A 15,216-nucleotide genomic window follows, 5' to 3' on the forward strand; every position below is an offset into this window, starting at 1 on the left:
ATTCTTGCATTTTTTGCTTGTGTACCCCTCTTGTTCTTGCTAATATTAAAATACAAATAAATTTTTTCTATTCTATAAATTGAGGCGGTTTTTAATGGGTATAACAATCAATAGACAAGTACATCGTTTTTTAGATCTATTCTTTGGAAAAACGGAGATAAAACCTCTGTTTTTCTATACAGTTGCCACAGTATTTATTCTTTTTGGGCTAAGTGTCCAAGCCCCAAATTCACTGATTACGGGCTATAGGACCATCCTTTTGTCACCAAGTAATCTTATAACAGACTACTTTGAAGTTGGGGGCATTGGCGCGACTTTTGTCAATGCAGGGACCTTAACCTTAGCCAATACTTTCTTTATTCACCGTTATTCACCTAAAATTACTGGGCCAATCTTAGCAGCAGTATTAACGGTTATGGGTTTTTCTTTCTTCGGGAAGAACCTCTACAATTCAATACCCTTTCTAATCGGTACCTACTTTTATAGTAAATATTCAGATACACCGATTGCCAACTTACTTTTGGGTGCCCTTTTTTCATCTGCCTTAAGCCCTGTAGTCTCCTTAATCACTTTCGGCCAAGGCTTGCCTATTTATGTGGGGATGCCGATTGGGATTTTGGCTGGGGTAGCGATTGGGTTTGTCATCCATCCTGTTTCAGCGTCCTTCATACGGTTCCATCAGGGGTTCAATTTGTACAATATCGGCTTTACGGCTGGTGTTATCGGCTTAGTGATCGCCTCTATCATGAGGGTATTTGAGCTTCCTGTGACCTATGATATTCAACCCAAGCAAGTTTCTAGTCCTGTTGTTACCTGGTTCTTCATCATTTTCTCGCTTTTCCTATTCTTAGCTGGATTCATTCTGAATGATTACTCATTTAAAGGTCTCTCGAAAATACGACAATCCTCCGGACAATTAATTTCGGATTTTGTGATTGAATTTGGTACCTCGATTATCCTGATGAATATGGGGATCCTTGGTGGGATTACCATTGCCTACGTCCACGTTGTCGGCGGTCAGTTGGAGGGGGCTGTTGTCGGTGCTGTGTTGACTGTTATGGGCTTTGCAGCTTTTGGTAAGCACCCTTTCAATATAATACCGATTATGATAGGGATTTACTTGATGCAAATTGCCATGCATATCGACAATCCGAATTCTACGAACGCATTGCTTGCAGCCCTATTCGGTACCACCCTAGCGCCAATTGCAGGACAGTACGGTTGGGTCGCAGGCTTAATTGCTGGTGCCCTACACGCTGCTGTTGTCAATAATACGGGTAATGCCCATGCTGGGTTAAATCTTTATAATAATGGCTTTTCTGGCGGGTTTATCGCTGCCTTTTTAGTTCCTATTCTAGATGTCATTAAGGAGAGAATTGAAGAACATGAGAGAATACGCAAAAGTTAACCGAATAGTGTCGGAATTCATGAATCTATTTGATAAATATAATATTTACAAATATCAGATGGATCTATGTATCGCGACAGATAAACAATCCACTTCAGTGATTAAGTTCGACGGCAAAAAAGCTAACCTACCCCAATCTTTCATCGATCAACTAGATGATTTGAATGTAAGAAGACAACCTGAAATTGAATATTACTATGAAGACTTACTAGGTATTCGAAACGATACTTTTAATACAGAGATCTTAGCGGCAGCCATCGATTACGTTACCTTTGATGTAACTGAGACTGGCTTCCAAATCTATATAGAGCGCGTTTATCACTAAAAATTGAACAAAAGCAAATGAATATATGTGCATCTAAACCTATTTACATCCATGCAAAAAGCGTCCATTAGGATTTGTAATCCCCGATGGACGCTTTATTTTGTATTCTATTAAACCTAGCGCATGGTGACGAATTCTTCTGCGCCTGTCGGATGGATGGCAATTGTTTGGTCGAATTGTTTCTTACTTAAACCTAAGCGAACGCCAACTGCAAATCCCTGCATCATCTCTTCTACTGCATAACCAATCCCATGAACCCCTACAACCACTTCATCAGGCCCTTGAGTGATCAATTTAAAACGGGCTGGTTGGCGGTTTTCTGAAACTGCTGAATACATTGGCGTGAAGTTTGAAGTATACACCTTCACCTTGTCTGCACCAAATTTTTCTTTGGCTGCCTCTTCTGAATAGCCAATCGCCCCGATTGCTGGGTGAGTAAAGATGACAGTTGGTACAGTGTTATAGTCTAGTAAATAAGGTTCAGCACCGTTAAAGATTGTATCTGACAAGGTTCTACCAGCCATAATGGCTACCGGTGTTAATTCAACTTTACCAATAACGTCACCAAAGGCATATAAACCTTCTACATTCGTGTTATGGTAGTCATCCACTTTGATGTGGCCTGATTTTGTTAATTCAACATCTGTATTTTCCAAACCGATATTATCCGTGTTTGGTGTACGTCCGATTGCATAAATCACTTTTTCAGCGTCAGCATGTTGCCCATTTTTAAAGTTTACACGAAGTGAACCATCGGCCAATTGTTCAATAGATTCAGGATCGCTTTCAGTCAGCAATTCAATGCCTGTTTTCTTCATTTCATCAACTAAGACTTCGATAATTGCTTGATCGTATCCTCTTAAAGGACGGTCATGCCGAACGGCTTGGGTTGTTTTGACACCTAGGCCATTTAATACGCCAGCAAATTCGGTTGCCACATAACCTGCACCGATAATTAAAACGCTCTTAGGTAATGTTTCCCATTCAAAGAAGTCATCAGAAGTGTCCACCAACTCGATTCCTGGTAGGTCGATTAAACGCGGACGACCACCTGGCACAATAGCGATATGTGGTGCTGTGTATTGGACCCCGTCAACTTCTACAGTATGGTTGTCGATGAATTTGGCTTCACCCGCTAAATAATGAGTGCCACGAGATTTAAAACCTGACGCATAGCCACCATGGACACGGTCAATATAGGCGTCTCTATTAGCTTTTAAAGCTGCATAATCAACTGGTCCTTCTTCAGTGAAGTTTAGGCCGTATGCAGACCCATACTCGTTGATTTGATCTCTCAGCATAGTCCCATGCCAAGAAATTTTCTTGGGTACACAACCTCTATTTACGCAAGTACCCCCAACGTCTCTTTTCTCAATAATTAAAGCTTTAGCACCGTATTCAGCGGCACGGTTTGCTGATGCAATACCGGCACTCCCGCCACCGATACTTATATAATCATATCTTTCCATTCATCCCACTCTTTTCCAAAAATTTGTTTTTTCTTACGTTCTTCAGCTTCTTTAGCTTGTCGTTGTAAAAATATTTTTCTCGCTTGATTGGTTTCAATCGCAATATCATGCGTAAAATCGTCCACATCATTTGTTATTCCATCAGTAGACGGCTCTCTTGTCGCTGCTTGGATCGGCTCTAAATACACATAGGCATTCGTTTGTTTAGCAGGAATGACTGCATTGTGTTTACCGTGATTATCGTAAGCTTTAAAATATAAGTCGTTTTGCTCATCATATGCGTAGGCATAGACTAGAAGCCAATGGTTTTTGTAGGCGGAACCTAAATATTTTAAGGTTCCTACAATGACTGGTGCTTGGTATTGGTCAATTAACTTAGGTACTTCAATATCAGGTAACAAGCCTGATTTCGCACGGTAATTTTCGAAATTGAATACCGAATTTAAGCCTGTTTCCACATTCCAATAAAAAGTCCCACTATGTATGTGGTAGTCGTCGACAACCTTTTTATAGGCATCAATCAAGTCCTGTTTAGCCATCCAGTGGTTGGTATCCCGAAGCACTGTAAAATGGGTTAATACCGCCGCACAATAGGTGCCACAGATACCTGGACTATCTTTGTTGATCCAAGACTTGTAAGGTCTAAAGGCCTTTTCATCAAGTCCGGTCCAAATGAGTTTTTCCATATCCGTCCCTCCAATCAATATATCTTATTATATCATTATTCCAACAATCTTTTAATTATAGTGCTTATAGACGATGGTTTCATACCTTACCCGAACCATAAATGAAAGGTCTTAAAAATCTAATAATATTGCGACCTATCCGTGTTTTTTCCGTGAATTGTTGCTATAATGATAACTATGATTACATTAGGGAGGTGCACTTTTGGTGAGTAAACCAGAAGCTCAACTAACCTGGCCAGTTCAATCATTACTGATCTCAATATTATTTATCAGTAACCTATTTCCATTTTATATGACCTTAGTCACTTTCGCTGTCATATTCATATTCTTATTCATGTTAGGCTTACTTGGTCCGCGCTACATTAAGCGAGAAGTGCCCACCTCAATATGGATATTTATTGCATATTCAACAGTGATTTCATTTATCTTTCAAAACTGGGCAGGATTAGGGATTTCGATTGCATTTATACCAATCGCCATCTATTTCAACTATTACCAGCAAGTCATTCGACCCTATTACGTTGAAGAATTGTTGAACATTGCCTTAATTGGCTCATTTATTATCTTTATATTCGCAACCTTTGAATATTTAAATTGGGTACCAGAATGGGATTACAGTTTTATATCCCCAGAAATTAACCGTATCCATAACGGTCGGGCGGAAGCAACATTTGCCAACCCCAACTACTATGCCATGATGTTAGAATTCTTCTTCTTTATCGGCCTCTACAAAATGATGCGGACGACGAAATACCGGAAGAAATTCGTTTTCCTATTTATATCCTTATGCAACCTATTCGCCATCACCTATACCGGAACCCGTACCTCACTACTCGTGGTGATTGGGACACTCTTCGTATTCTATTTCGTATTGGGTTATAAAAAAATAGCAGTCGGGACATTTCTAACTGCTACAATTGGTACAGTGATTGCCATCAAATTAGGATTCCTTCCGAGATTTGAGGACTTAGGGTTTGCTTTTGAAGACCGGTTTGTCATCTGGGAAATCGGCTTAAAAGGCTTAAGAGATAACTTCTGGTTCGGCCAAGGACCGCTGACATATCTCAATGTCTGGCAAGACTATGGGGACAAGTACACCCAACATGCTCATAATATTGTCTTAGACACCCTACTATCATACGGAGCCGTTGGAACAGGTATATTATTACCTTCGCTGATTTCGTTAGGCAAGAAAATTCACCAAATGCGGCAATATCCGATTTTACGACGTCGCTTAGCCTTGATTTGTAGTTTCTGTAGTATCGTTATCCTGCACGGCATGTTTGACTTGACCATTTTCTGGTTGCAAACAGCCTTCTTATTCTTATTTGTTGTTCTGTCTATCCATAACATGTACCACGAAGTTGAAACTAACCCAGAATTACAAGGCGAGGATAAAGACTATTCCAGAGACTAATCAACACATTTGAAAAACAATAAACGCTAAAACGGCGGTTGAGATAGCTTAGTCTCAACCGCCGTTTTGCTAATAATTTTTATTTAATTATTTAATGTCTCTATCTCCTTGAAAAGTCACTTCTGCAGGTAAGATTAAGTTTAACACGATACCAACGATGGCTGATAAGGAAGTTCCTGAGAAAGTTAAGTAACCAAGGTCTAAGACCGCGCCACCTAATCCAATAACCAACATTGCTGACGCAATAATTAAGTTACGTACTTGGTTAAAGTCGATTTGCTCTTCAATCATGACTTTCAAACCATTACTTGCGATAATTCCGTAAAGTAAGATAGACATCCCACCGACTACAGCGTTTGGAATTGTTGAAATCAAGGCAGTAAACTTACCAAAGAAGGCTAAGATAATAGCGATAAAAGCGGCGTTTCGGATAACTGATACTGAAGCCACACGCGTTAAACCAATCACCCCAGTATTTTCACCATATGTCGTATTCGCTGGTCCACCGATGAAGGCTGACACTGCAGTGGCTACCCCGTCACCAATTAAGGTTCTGTTTAAACCTGGATCTTTTAAGAAGTTACGGCCGACAACTTTACCTAACACTGTATGGTCACCAATATGTTCTGAAATAGTTACTAAGACAATAGGTACAATCGCCCATGTTTCAGGACCAAAGTATAAATTATATGATTCAAATAGAGATGTCTCAAATGGTAGGTATAAATCTGGCAACTCAAACCACTGCGCCTCTATAACTGGTGTAAAATCTACAATCCCCAATAGGACCGCTACAATATAACCGCCAACAATCCCTACTAAGAACGGAATAATTTTGAAAAAGCCTTTTGCTCTAGTTTGAACTAGGGCTGTAATCAAGAAGGTAGCAACCGCTACGACGATGTTACGTACATCCCCCTCTGCTACGAAACCTGCATTGGCTACCGCACTTGATGATAAACCTAAACCAATCACCATGATCATAGGTCCAATAACGATTGGCGGTAATAATTTATCAATCCAGTTAGTACCTACAAAATGAATCGTAATCGCTACAAGAACGTAGACTATACCAGAAATCATGACACCGGATTGGGCCGCTGAAATATCTCCACCCATTTGTTGGATTGCAATTTGCATCGCTGTAATATAAGCAAATGATGACCCTAAGTAAACGGGTACTTTTGCTTTAGTTGCAACTTGATAAATTAGCGTTCCAATCCCACTCGCAAAAAGAGCAACAGATACAGGCATCCCTAAAAGAATCGGCACCAATATTGTTGCTCCAAACATTGCAAATACATGTTGAAAACTCAATAATAAACCTTTCGCGAACGACGGTTTTTCCTCTACATCTAATAAAAGTGGTTTCGCTTTAATTGCCATAACTCACATCTCCCTCAAATTTGTTTTACCCTATTTTTTCCAAAAAAAAAGGCCATTCGCAAATTGACCTAAGAACACAATTGACATTATGTGGTCACACCTTGGGTCCCGCCCTCAATGCTTCACAGGATTTTATGCTTTCATTATTATAAGGGTTTGACATCTAAAGTCAAGACACTTGTAAAGAATTTTTAAAGGTAGATGAGAATTCTTGGAGAATATGCTTTAAAAGTCAATAAAAAAGAAGAAAGGCAGTAACTACCTTTCTCCATTGAAAACATATTTTGTTTTTAATCGGTTTTAACAACCTAGCTCCCAAAAAGTTACATTTGGCTTGGTGCTTGTACGCCAAGGATAGCTAAACCAGATTCTAACACTTGTGTTAAGGCATATACTAATGCTAAACGGGATTGTAATTGATCATCTTCTGTTAGGATGCGTGTATGTGCATAGTATTTGTTGAATTGTTGAGATAAGGCTAATAAGTATTTAGCCACAACAGACGGTTCGTATTTTTCATATGCACTAGCTACGATATCTGGGTAACGATTCAATTCTTTCAATACTTGGAAAGCTTCATCGCTATCTAGGTTGAAGTTTGTCATTTCGCTGATCTTAGCTGGGTCAAAGTTTCCTTTACGCAAGATTGAGTGGGCACGCGCATTGGCATATTGTACATATGGGCCAGTCTCCCCTTCAAATTGCACAACTTCTTCTAAGTTGAAATCGAAGCTATTTAAGCGGTCATTTTTCAAGTCATGGAAAATAACAGCACCAACACCAACTTGGTGGGCAACTTCTTCTTTATTTTCTAAGTCAGGGTTTTTCTCGTTAATTTGTTTGAAGGCCAAGTCAATGGCGTCGTTTAATACATCTTCTAACAATACAACATTCCCTTTACGAGTAGATAATTTCTTACCGTCTTGGGTAATTAAACCAAACGGAATGTGGTTAATGTCTGAAGCCCAGTCATAACCCATTAACTCTAATACAGCTTTTAATTGCTTGAAGTGGTTACTTTGTTCGTTACCTACTACGTAAAGTGATTGATTGAAGTTATAAGTATTTTTACGGTATATAGCTGTTGCTAAATCACGTGTGATATACAAAGTCGCCCCATCAGATTTTTTAATTAAAGCTGGATTTAAATTATAAGCCTCTAAATCAACGATTGTTGCCCCACGATCGACTTTTAATAAGCCTTTGTCTTCTAATTCATCAATAACAGCTGGCATTTTATCTGAGTAGAATGCTTCCCCGTTGTAAGAATCAAATTCGACGCCAAGGATATCATAGACGCGTTGGAATTCTTTTAATGATTCGTCTTTGAACCATTTCCATAATTCATAAGCTTCTGGATCACCATCTTCTAGTTTTTTAAACCATAGACGTCCTTCAACTTCAAGACTTTCATCATCTTCTGCTTCTTCATGGAATTGTACATAGTATTTCAACAATTCTTGAATTGGATTTTCACGAACAGCTTCTTCAGATCCCCATTTTTTGTAACCAACAATCAACTTTCCGAATTGCGTTCCCCAGTCACCTAAATGGTTGATACGTACTGGATTGAACCCAACTTTTGTTGTGATGTTAGCAATGGCATTCCCGATAACAGTTGAACGTAAGTGTCCCATTGACATTGGTTTCGCAATGTTTGGACTAGACATATCGATGGTGATATTTTCACCGTGTCCAATGGCTAATTCACCAAATCGGTTACCTGCTTCATAAATCTCAGTTAGGATTGCTTGTGTAACCAATGTTTGATTTAAGAAGAAGTTGATGTATGGGCCAACTGCTTCAACACGGTTTACAATTGCACCCTCAATTTGGGGTGCAATGTCCTGTGCAATGGCTTGAGGCGCTTTACGCAATTCCTTAGCAAAGATAAAACATGGGAAGGCAATATCCCCGTGTCCCTCATGTTTTGGTACTTCTAATAGATTTTGAATTTGTTCCAAGGTCAATTCAGTTTCAATGCTCGATTTAATGACTTGGGCAACTTGATTTTTTAAGTCCATTAAGTGTTCTCCTCTCGAAAAATAAGACAAATCATCAACTTATTCGGATGCCAACTTGCCTCTTATTTTGATTTTATATATTGAAGGCCGATCCATGAATTTATACGTCCCTTGCTAGTTTACTTGATTAATCTGAACCAACATTCAAACACATTAAATGCCTACTGGCACGGACCGGGCACTTTGTAAAAAAACTGCTTTACAATTAGTCAATTGTATCACTTTTTCCCCAAATATAAAAGACTTTACATGCATAAAGCTTCTTCTTCATCGCTATCATTCTATCATGTTTAACGGAGCGACTGCAAAAGTTACTTTACCCGCCCTACCCTCACCACCTCAAAAATCCAAAATAAGGACTGCAGCATTTCGCCACAGCCCACACTCGATTATATAAATGATGATGCATCAAATTATTGATTTAATTTTTCAACTTCTTGAATAGCATCTTCAACCATTTGACGGTTAATTTCAAATGGTGATGTTTGAATATGATCTAAGGTAAAGGCCTTATCTAATACCGTTTTCAAATCTTCGTCACTTTCAATTTCTAAGGCTTTTAATGACGTTGGTAAACCCACTGAAATCATGAAATCACGAATTTCTTTCAATTCGTCATATTTTTTAGCCAATTGTAGAACGATTAATACCCCGTAAGATACGATTTCACCATGCAAGTGTCTTTCCCCTTGAGGTAAGACAGTTACTCCGTAGTAGAATGAGTGGGCAAAGTGACCGTTATAGTCGTAATCTACTAATACTGACGTATAAGAAGTTGTCCCAAGTATCTCAAATAAAATATTGTCGATAGCAGGCGATTCCTGATGGGCTTTGGCAGCTTCAAGTGCAGCTAAGCCATTTTTCAAGACACGTTGGTTAGCACCCTGGACAATATGTACACCAATGGTATTATTGTAGGCTAATTCTCGTCCTTCAGCTGAAAAAGATACTTCCACTTCTTTGGAAATCGCGTCACCGATTCCGGCCCAAATGTATTGCTCAGGTGCTTCAGCAATAATACTTGAGTCGGCAAATGAATGGACGGCTGGTGCATGTAACCGGTATGAACCCGCTGATTCATGGTCGTCATTGTATAAGACGCAAACGACTGAAGTTGGCGCACAGTTTGAGGCAATTGTTGGGAAAGTGAAAATTGGCTTTTCAAGTTTAGCTGAAACTGTTTTACCAGTATCAATGGCACGCCCTCCACCGACCGCAAAAATCATATCTGCTGCTTGAACTTGGTCTAAAGCGGCGAGGCGGTCAATGTTTGAATAAGAAGCTTTGCCCCATACCATTCAATGGCGGTAATGATTAAACCAGCCTCTTCAATCGCTAGTTTCAATCTAGGTAAAGCCTTTTCCAAAGCAGTCTCTCCACCTATGATGGCTACTTTCTCTCCTGCAAAACCTGCGTATTTTTTAATATCGTCATAGGCATCCGGCCCAATCGTAAAACTTGGTAAATTCACTGATATACTCATATTCATTTCCTTCTTCCTTAAATTCATTGCAATTAATATACCATTCAACATATCAATATTCGAAGAATCGACCTCCTATTTTGGGTACCGATTAGCTATCAATTGTTATCCTTATTAGCTATCATCTTGAAAAAGTAGTCTAAGTTGACCCTACCCCAGTGTTTGTTGGTATAATAGATTGGAAATCAAAGTTTGGAGTGACAGTATGAATAATAAAGTATCCACATATAAACGCATTATAGGCGTTACGGGGAACCACAATGCACTTGATCATGATTGGGATGAATTTATGCGTGATTATAGTCCGCATGGTTATAGTAAATCATTAACTATGGCTGGCCATATGCCAATTATTATCCCATTACAAGAAGACTTAGCTTTGGCAGAGCAGTATGTTGCCAAATTGGACGGGCTTGTATTTACCGGTGGCCAAGACGTTTCACCTCTACTATACAGCCGTGAGCCTTCACCTAAATTACAAAGTGTCTATCCCCCACGAGATCGTTGGGAACGGGCGCTATTTGAAGCTGCCACCAAAAAGAATATCCCGATATTAGCTATATGCCGCGGTTTCCAGTTAATTAACATTTTGTTGAATGGTACCGTCTATCAAGACTTGAGCGAGTACCCCATCGGTCAAGCAAATGCTGTTCAGCACATACAGAATTGGAGTCGTATGCACTTCCCGCACCACTCAATCCAATTGGAAAAAGAGTCCATCATCAGCAACCTGTTTGATAATCCAAAAACTCTACTGATCAATACCTATCACCACCAAGTGATTGAAGACCTATCACCCCTACTTAAGGCAACAGCCTGGGCCAATGATGGGGTCATTGAATCCTATGAAGTGGACAAGTCCAAATCGACCTATAATATTTTAGGGGTACAGTGGCATCCGGAAATGATGACAGATAACATTGAAGACAATATGTTACCAATATTTGAGTGGTTCAACAATTTCTAATAAAATTAAACGCTTTCTTTTTCTAGTGAATTGGCTTTGAATGTACTGGCAACAAGGTATCGATGCTAATCAAACCTACGAAGACTTTGCTGCTGAACTAGAAAATTAATAAAAGAAGTAAATGCATACAACAGCAAGATAAGCTGCAAAAAAGAACTGCCTGCTCACTCTAATTTAGAGAAAGCGGCAGTTCTTTTATTTAAAATGACTTTTGTCAATTATTCACTTTATTTTTATGGAAATATTTATCTAATTCTGTCACCAATAAGACAATAACACCTACACCAATGGCAATCAACCTACCTACCTAAAAATAAACCACTTAAAGTTGACGGGTTTTGCGTCCCTACTTTAGGTGGTTCTTGTGATGTATTTATTTTTTGTAAAACAGTATCCGAAGTTTTGCTAACAATTGCTTAAGATTAAGCAAACAACATTAATCAGCGCGCAAGGCTTCAGCGGCGTCTTTCTTCGCTGCCATCCGGGCTGGAATATGACCACCAATAACTGTTAAAACAGTTGAAATAATCAATAGGACAACGGCATGTACTGGGTCTAAAATGGCTACATTTTTAAGGTCTGTTAAGGGTTCAATCAGCATATTGATTGGGAATGTTAATAAGTAAGCAGTCCCGACACCAATTAAGCCAGAAAGTACACCTAGGATTAAAGTCTCAGAGTCAAATACACGGGTGATGTCTTTTTTTCGAGCACCTAAGGCTTTAAGGACACCTATTTCTTTAGTACGTTCAAGGACTGATATATAGGTGATAATCCCAATCATAATCATTGAAGTCACTAACGAGATACCGGCAAAGGCAACTAGAACGTAAGTTGTTGCGTCCATAATACCGCCAGTTAATTCAGTCATGGTACCCGCTAAATCTGTATAAAGGATCTTCTCATCTTCAGATTTGCCTTCGTTGTATGCATCTAAATAGGTAAGAACGTCATCTTTCGTTTCAAAGTTTTTAGGGTAAATCATGATAGATGACGGGATTGCGTTTGCGCCAAGTGCAGTTAAGACTTGTTCTTTACCAGCTTCATCTAAACTTTCGCCTGTAAGAACTGAACTGTCGCTATCATTTTGTGCTTGAACGATAGCTGAATTTTGATTATTTTCAATCACTGTTTCAGTCAAAGCGTTTGAATAGTTGATCCCTTCAGTTAAGATCGCCATAGTGGCATCTTCTTTTGGCCGGATAACAGCTGATACACGTAATGTCTGATTGTTCTCGTTATCGTAAATAGCATTTAAATCTTGGTTTGGCATGTATGTACCAGTTGGTAATTCTTGATAGTAAGCGTCGTTTGAAGCGACCACTACTTGGGTACCGATGATGTCTTCAAAGGTAATTTCGTCGCCATTTCCATAGTCGAATCCTAGATTATTCAAAGCATTTAAGTTGACCTTGTTGTATTCGTCAACTACTAGAACAATATCCGTTTCTTCAGATGGTAATTCTCCTGCAAGCACGTCGTAGTTTTCCGATAAGAAGGCATTCTCATCGCCAGAAGTAGCCTCCGGGAAGGTGGAAGCCCCCATACCTGATGATGTCGCATAGAAACTTTGGATGTCACCGGTAGCTGAATCTTGAGCGTAATTAGAAAAGGCAACTTGCTCAACTTCCCCATCTACATCGCGTAAAAGGTTCAACTGGGCAGAATAAGTATAGTTTAAAGCCTCAGTCAAGGCTGGGTCGATGTCCTTCACGTACTCAACTAAATCAGTGGTAATGTCATTCTCATGTTGACCAGCTGAAGCTGGGTCTTCGTTGGCAATCACGGTATTGCCCTCTGGGTATTCCGTTTCTTCTTCAGTTGATAGCGTGAAATTAGAGGCATCTTGGGCGACTTGTGATATGGTTACCGGGAATTGAGCACTCGTTTCGGCCTGGGTTGAATCAATTTGCTTTTGGAAACCGTTTGATAGAGATAGGACAACCGCAATTGAAATAATCCCAATACTTGAAGCGAAGGACGTGATAAAGGTTCGCCCTTTTTTGGTCATGATATTTTTAAAAGATAGGTTTAAAGCAGTTAAATAAGACATACCAGTACGGCGCATATCCAAGACTGCATCTGCATCCTCGTTGTCGTATGGATTTGAATCGTTAACCACTTCACCATCTTTAAAATTGATGATACGGTTGGCGTATTGGTGGGCTAATTCGCTATCATGGGTAACCATAATCACGAGTTTTTCATTGGCTAGTTCTTGAATCAAGCCCATAATTTGTTGGCCTGTTTCAGAATCCAAAGCCCCTGTTGGCTCATCACATAATAGGACATCCGGATCATTGGCTAAGGCACGCGCAATGGCTACACGTTGCATTTGTCCACCCGATAATTGGTTGGGTTGCTTGTGCATATGCTTCTCTAAGCCCACACGTATCAAGGCGTTTTTCGCTTTTTCCCGTTTCTCTTCTTTCGCCACACCAGATAAAGTCATCCCTAATTCCACGTTGGATAAGACATCTAAATGGCTGATGATATTATATGACTGGAAAACGAATCCGATTGAATTATTCCTGTAAGCGTCCCAATCTAGGTCTTTGAAGTTTTTAGTTGACTGGCCGTTGATCACCATGTCACCAGAGTCATACTGGTCTAAACCACCAATCACATTTAAAAGTGTCGTTTTCCCTGAACCTGAAGGCCCTAAGATAGCAACGAATTCTTGTTTTCTAAAAGCCATCGATACATCATTTAAGGCATGCGTTACCGTATCGCCCACTTCATACGTTTTCTTGAGATTTTTTAATTCAAGCATTTATATAAAACTCCTTTTTTTTTCTGCGACGAATTTACAATTTAAGTGCAACAACAATAATAAAATAAAAAAAGATCCATAGTTTTCCTATAAAATAGATGTACTAACCAACTATTAGAAGGAGAAAGCTATGAATCCATACACACATCTTACCATGAATGAGCGAGAAACAATATTCCTAATGTATGAACAAGGCGAAACTATCGGCCATATATCCGAGACCCTGGACCGTTCTAAATCGACTATCTCAAGAGAATTACATCGTAATTCAAACAAGGATGGCAGTTATTCACCGTCAACTGCTCATGGAGAGTATAAACGTAGAAAACAACTATGTGGCAGACATCGCACGCTAGATAAAGACTCTATTTTCCAGTTGGTCAAACGACTATTTCTCAACGAACAATGGTCTCCAGAACAGATTTCTGGTCGTTTGAACCTTGAAAATCCCAAAAATAAAATCAGTTACAATACTATCTATCGTGCAATTTATCGTGGCGACTTCGATGAGCCTGGTTTATCAACCGGTAATCGAGGCGCTATCCGTAAATTAAGACACAGAGGTAAAACACGCCATTCTAAAAATCACGTAGAGAGAAGAGGAAAGATCCCTATCTCCAATACGATTCATGAACGACCAGATAGCGCTAATAAACGAACTGAGATTGGTCATTGGGAAGCAGATACAGTTGCAGGTCAAACTGGTAAAGCGTGCTTAGTAACGCTAGTTGATAGAAAATCTAGGTTATTACTAATCGGTAAATCTGAGAAGAAAGCTTCTAAGCCGGTAGTTGACCAAATGATTAAATTACTACAAGGTGTTGATTCTAATTTTTGTAAAACCATTACACCTGACCGTGGTAAAGAATTCAGTCAACACGCCCGATTGACTGAGGAATTAAATAATACGCAAATTTATTTTCCAGATCCTCATGCCCCTTGGCAAAGAGGATCTAATGAGAATACAAATGGACTCCTTAGAGAGTACTCACCGAAAGGTGTTGATTTGACAGATGCAACTGATGATGAGATACAAGGTTGGGCAACGAAATTAAATACACGTCCCAAAAAATGTTTGAATTGGAAAACACCTTATGAAATCTTTTATAAAACTGTGTTGCACTTAATTTGACAATTTAAGGCTTTAATAGCTTATAGTATATTCATTTTCATGGCTAGCACAAAATAGGACAAAGTGTCTTATTGTATAAAAGTTTGATAACATTGCAATGCCACAAGTATATTTTACCCTAAAAATGGCTCTTCGTCAAATAGGAC

Annotated in this window: 12 protein-coding genes; 5 read left to right on the top strand and 7 right to left on the bottom strand. The window is 39.3% G+C overall.

The annotated features are described in order from the left end of the window. Positions 1-94: 94 nt before the first annotated feature. Positions 95-1,408 carry a DUF1576 domain-containing protein gene (locus B2V22_RS05315; RefSeq protein ID WP_290490921.1) on the top strand — a complete coding sequence of 438 codons (1,314 nt, stop codon included), beginning with the start codon at positions 95-97 and terminating at the stop codon, positions 1,406-1,408. Further along, complete coding sequence (locus B2V22_RS05320; protein ID WP_290490932.1) at positions 1,386-1,733, top strand: hypothetical protein; 348 nt, start codon at positions 1,386-1,388, stop codon at positions 1,731-1,733. The genes B2V22_RS05315 and B2V22_RS05320 overlap by 23 nt, the downstream gene beginning before the upstream one ends. A 116-nt stretch (positions 1,734-1,849) precedes the next feature. Here the strand turns inward: B2V22_RS05320 and gorA are convergent, their stop codons facing one another. Further along, positions 1,850-3,202 (bottom strand): glutathione-disulfide reductase, encoded by a 1,353-nt coding sequence (gene gorA / locus B2V22_RS05325; RefSeq protein WP_290490922.1) that lies wholly within the window; start codon positions 3,200-3,202, stop codon positions 1,850-1,852. Further along, positions 3,181-3,888 carry a dihydrolipoamide dehydrogenase gene (locus B2V22_RS05330; RefSeq protein ID WP_290490923.1) on the bottom strand — a complete coding sequence of 236 codons (708 nt, stop codon included), beginning with the start codon at positions 3,886-3,888 and terminating at the stop codon, positions 3,181-3,183. The genes gorA and B2V22_RS05330 overlap by 22 nt, the downstream gene beginning before the upstream one ends. Positions 3,889-4,093: 205 nt before the next feature. Here B2V22_RS05330 and B2V22_RS05335 point away from each other — a divergent pair, with 205 nt between their 5' ends. Continuing rightward, on the top strand, positions 4,094-5,305 hold the full coding sequence (locus tag B2V22_RS05335; RefSeq protein ID WP_290490924.1) for an O-antigen ligase family protein: 1,212 nt from the start codon (positions 4,094-4,096) through the stop codon (positions 5,303-5,305). An 87-nt stretch (positions 5,306-5,392) separates the two neighbouring features. Here the strand turns inward: B2V22_RS05335 and B2V22_RS05340 are convergent, their stop codons facing one another. From B2V22_RS05340 to B2V22_RS05355, 4 genes are all read right to left on the bottom strand, one after another. Then, positions 5,393-6,691, bottom strand: a complete 1,299-nt coding sequence (locus tag B2V22_RS05340; RefSeq protein WP_290490925.1) for a uracil-xanthine permease family protein — start codon at positions 6,689-6,691, stop codon at positions 5,393-5,395. Between the two features lie 323 nt (positions 6,692-7,014). After that, positions 7,015-8,715: an arginine--tRNA ligase gene (gene argS, locus B2V22_RS05345; RefSeq protein ID WP_290490926.1), complete on the bottom strand. Its 1,701-nt coding sequence runs from the start codon at positions 8,713-8,715 to the stop codon at positions 7,015-7,017. Positions 8,716-9,128: 413 nt separating this feature from the next. Beyond that, positions 9,129-10,013, bottom strand: a complete 885-nt coding sequence (locus B2V22_RS05350; RefSeq protein ID WP_290490927.1) for an iron-containing alcohol dehydrogenase family protein — start codon at positions 10,011-10,013, stop codon at positions 9,129-9,131. Next, positions 9,962-10,204, bottom strand: coding sequence for a hypothetical protein (locus B2V22_RS05355; protein WP_290490928.1), 243 nt, complete (start codon positions 10,202-10,204; stop codon positions 9,962-9,964). Before B2V22_RS05355 ends, B2V22_RS05350 begins: the two co-directional genes overlap by 52 nt. 199 nt (positions 10,205-10,403) lie before the next feature. Between B2V22_RS05355 and B2V22_RS05360 the strand changes: the two genes are divergently transcribed. Next, complete coding sequence (locus B2V22_RS05360; RefSeq protein WP_290490929.1) at positions 10,404-11,165, top strand: gamma-glutamyl-gamma-aminobutyrate hydrolase family protein; 762 nt, start codon at positions 10,404-10,406, stop codon at positions 11,163-11,165. Between the two features lie 436 nt (positions 11,166-11,601). Here the strand turns inward: B2V22_RS05360 and B2V22_RS05365 are convergent, their stop codons facing one another. Beyond that, positions 11,602-13,938, bottom strand: a complete 2,337-nt coding sequence (locus B2V22_RS05365; RefSeq protein ID WP_290490930.1) for an ATP-binding cassette domain-containing protein — start codon at positions 13,936-13,938, stop codon at positions 11,602-11,604. A gap of 130 nt (positions 13,939-14,068) precedes the next feature. On the opposite strand from B2V22_RS05365, the gene B2V22_RS05370 reads away from it, so the two are divergent. Beyond that, positions 14,069-15,070: an IS30 family transposase gene (locus tag B2V22_RS05370; RefSeq protein ID WP_290490931.1), complete on the top strand. Its 1,002-nt coding sequence runs from the start codon at positions 14,069-14,071 to the stop codon at positions 15,068-15,070. The last annotated feature ends 146 nt before the right edge of the window (positions 15,071-15,216 follow it).

This window comes from Aerococcus sp. UBA6277 (assembly GCF_002440555.1).
Classification (GTDB): domain Bacteria; phylum Bacillota; class Bacilli; order Lactobacillales; family Aerococcaceae; genus Aerococcus.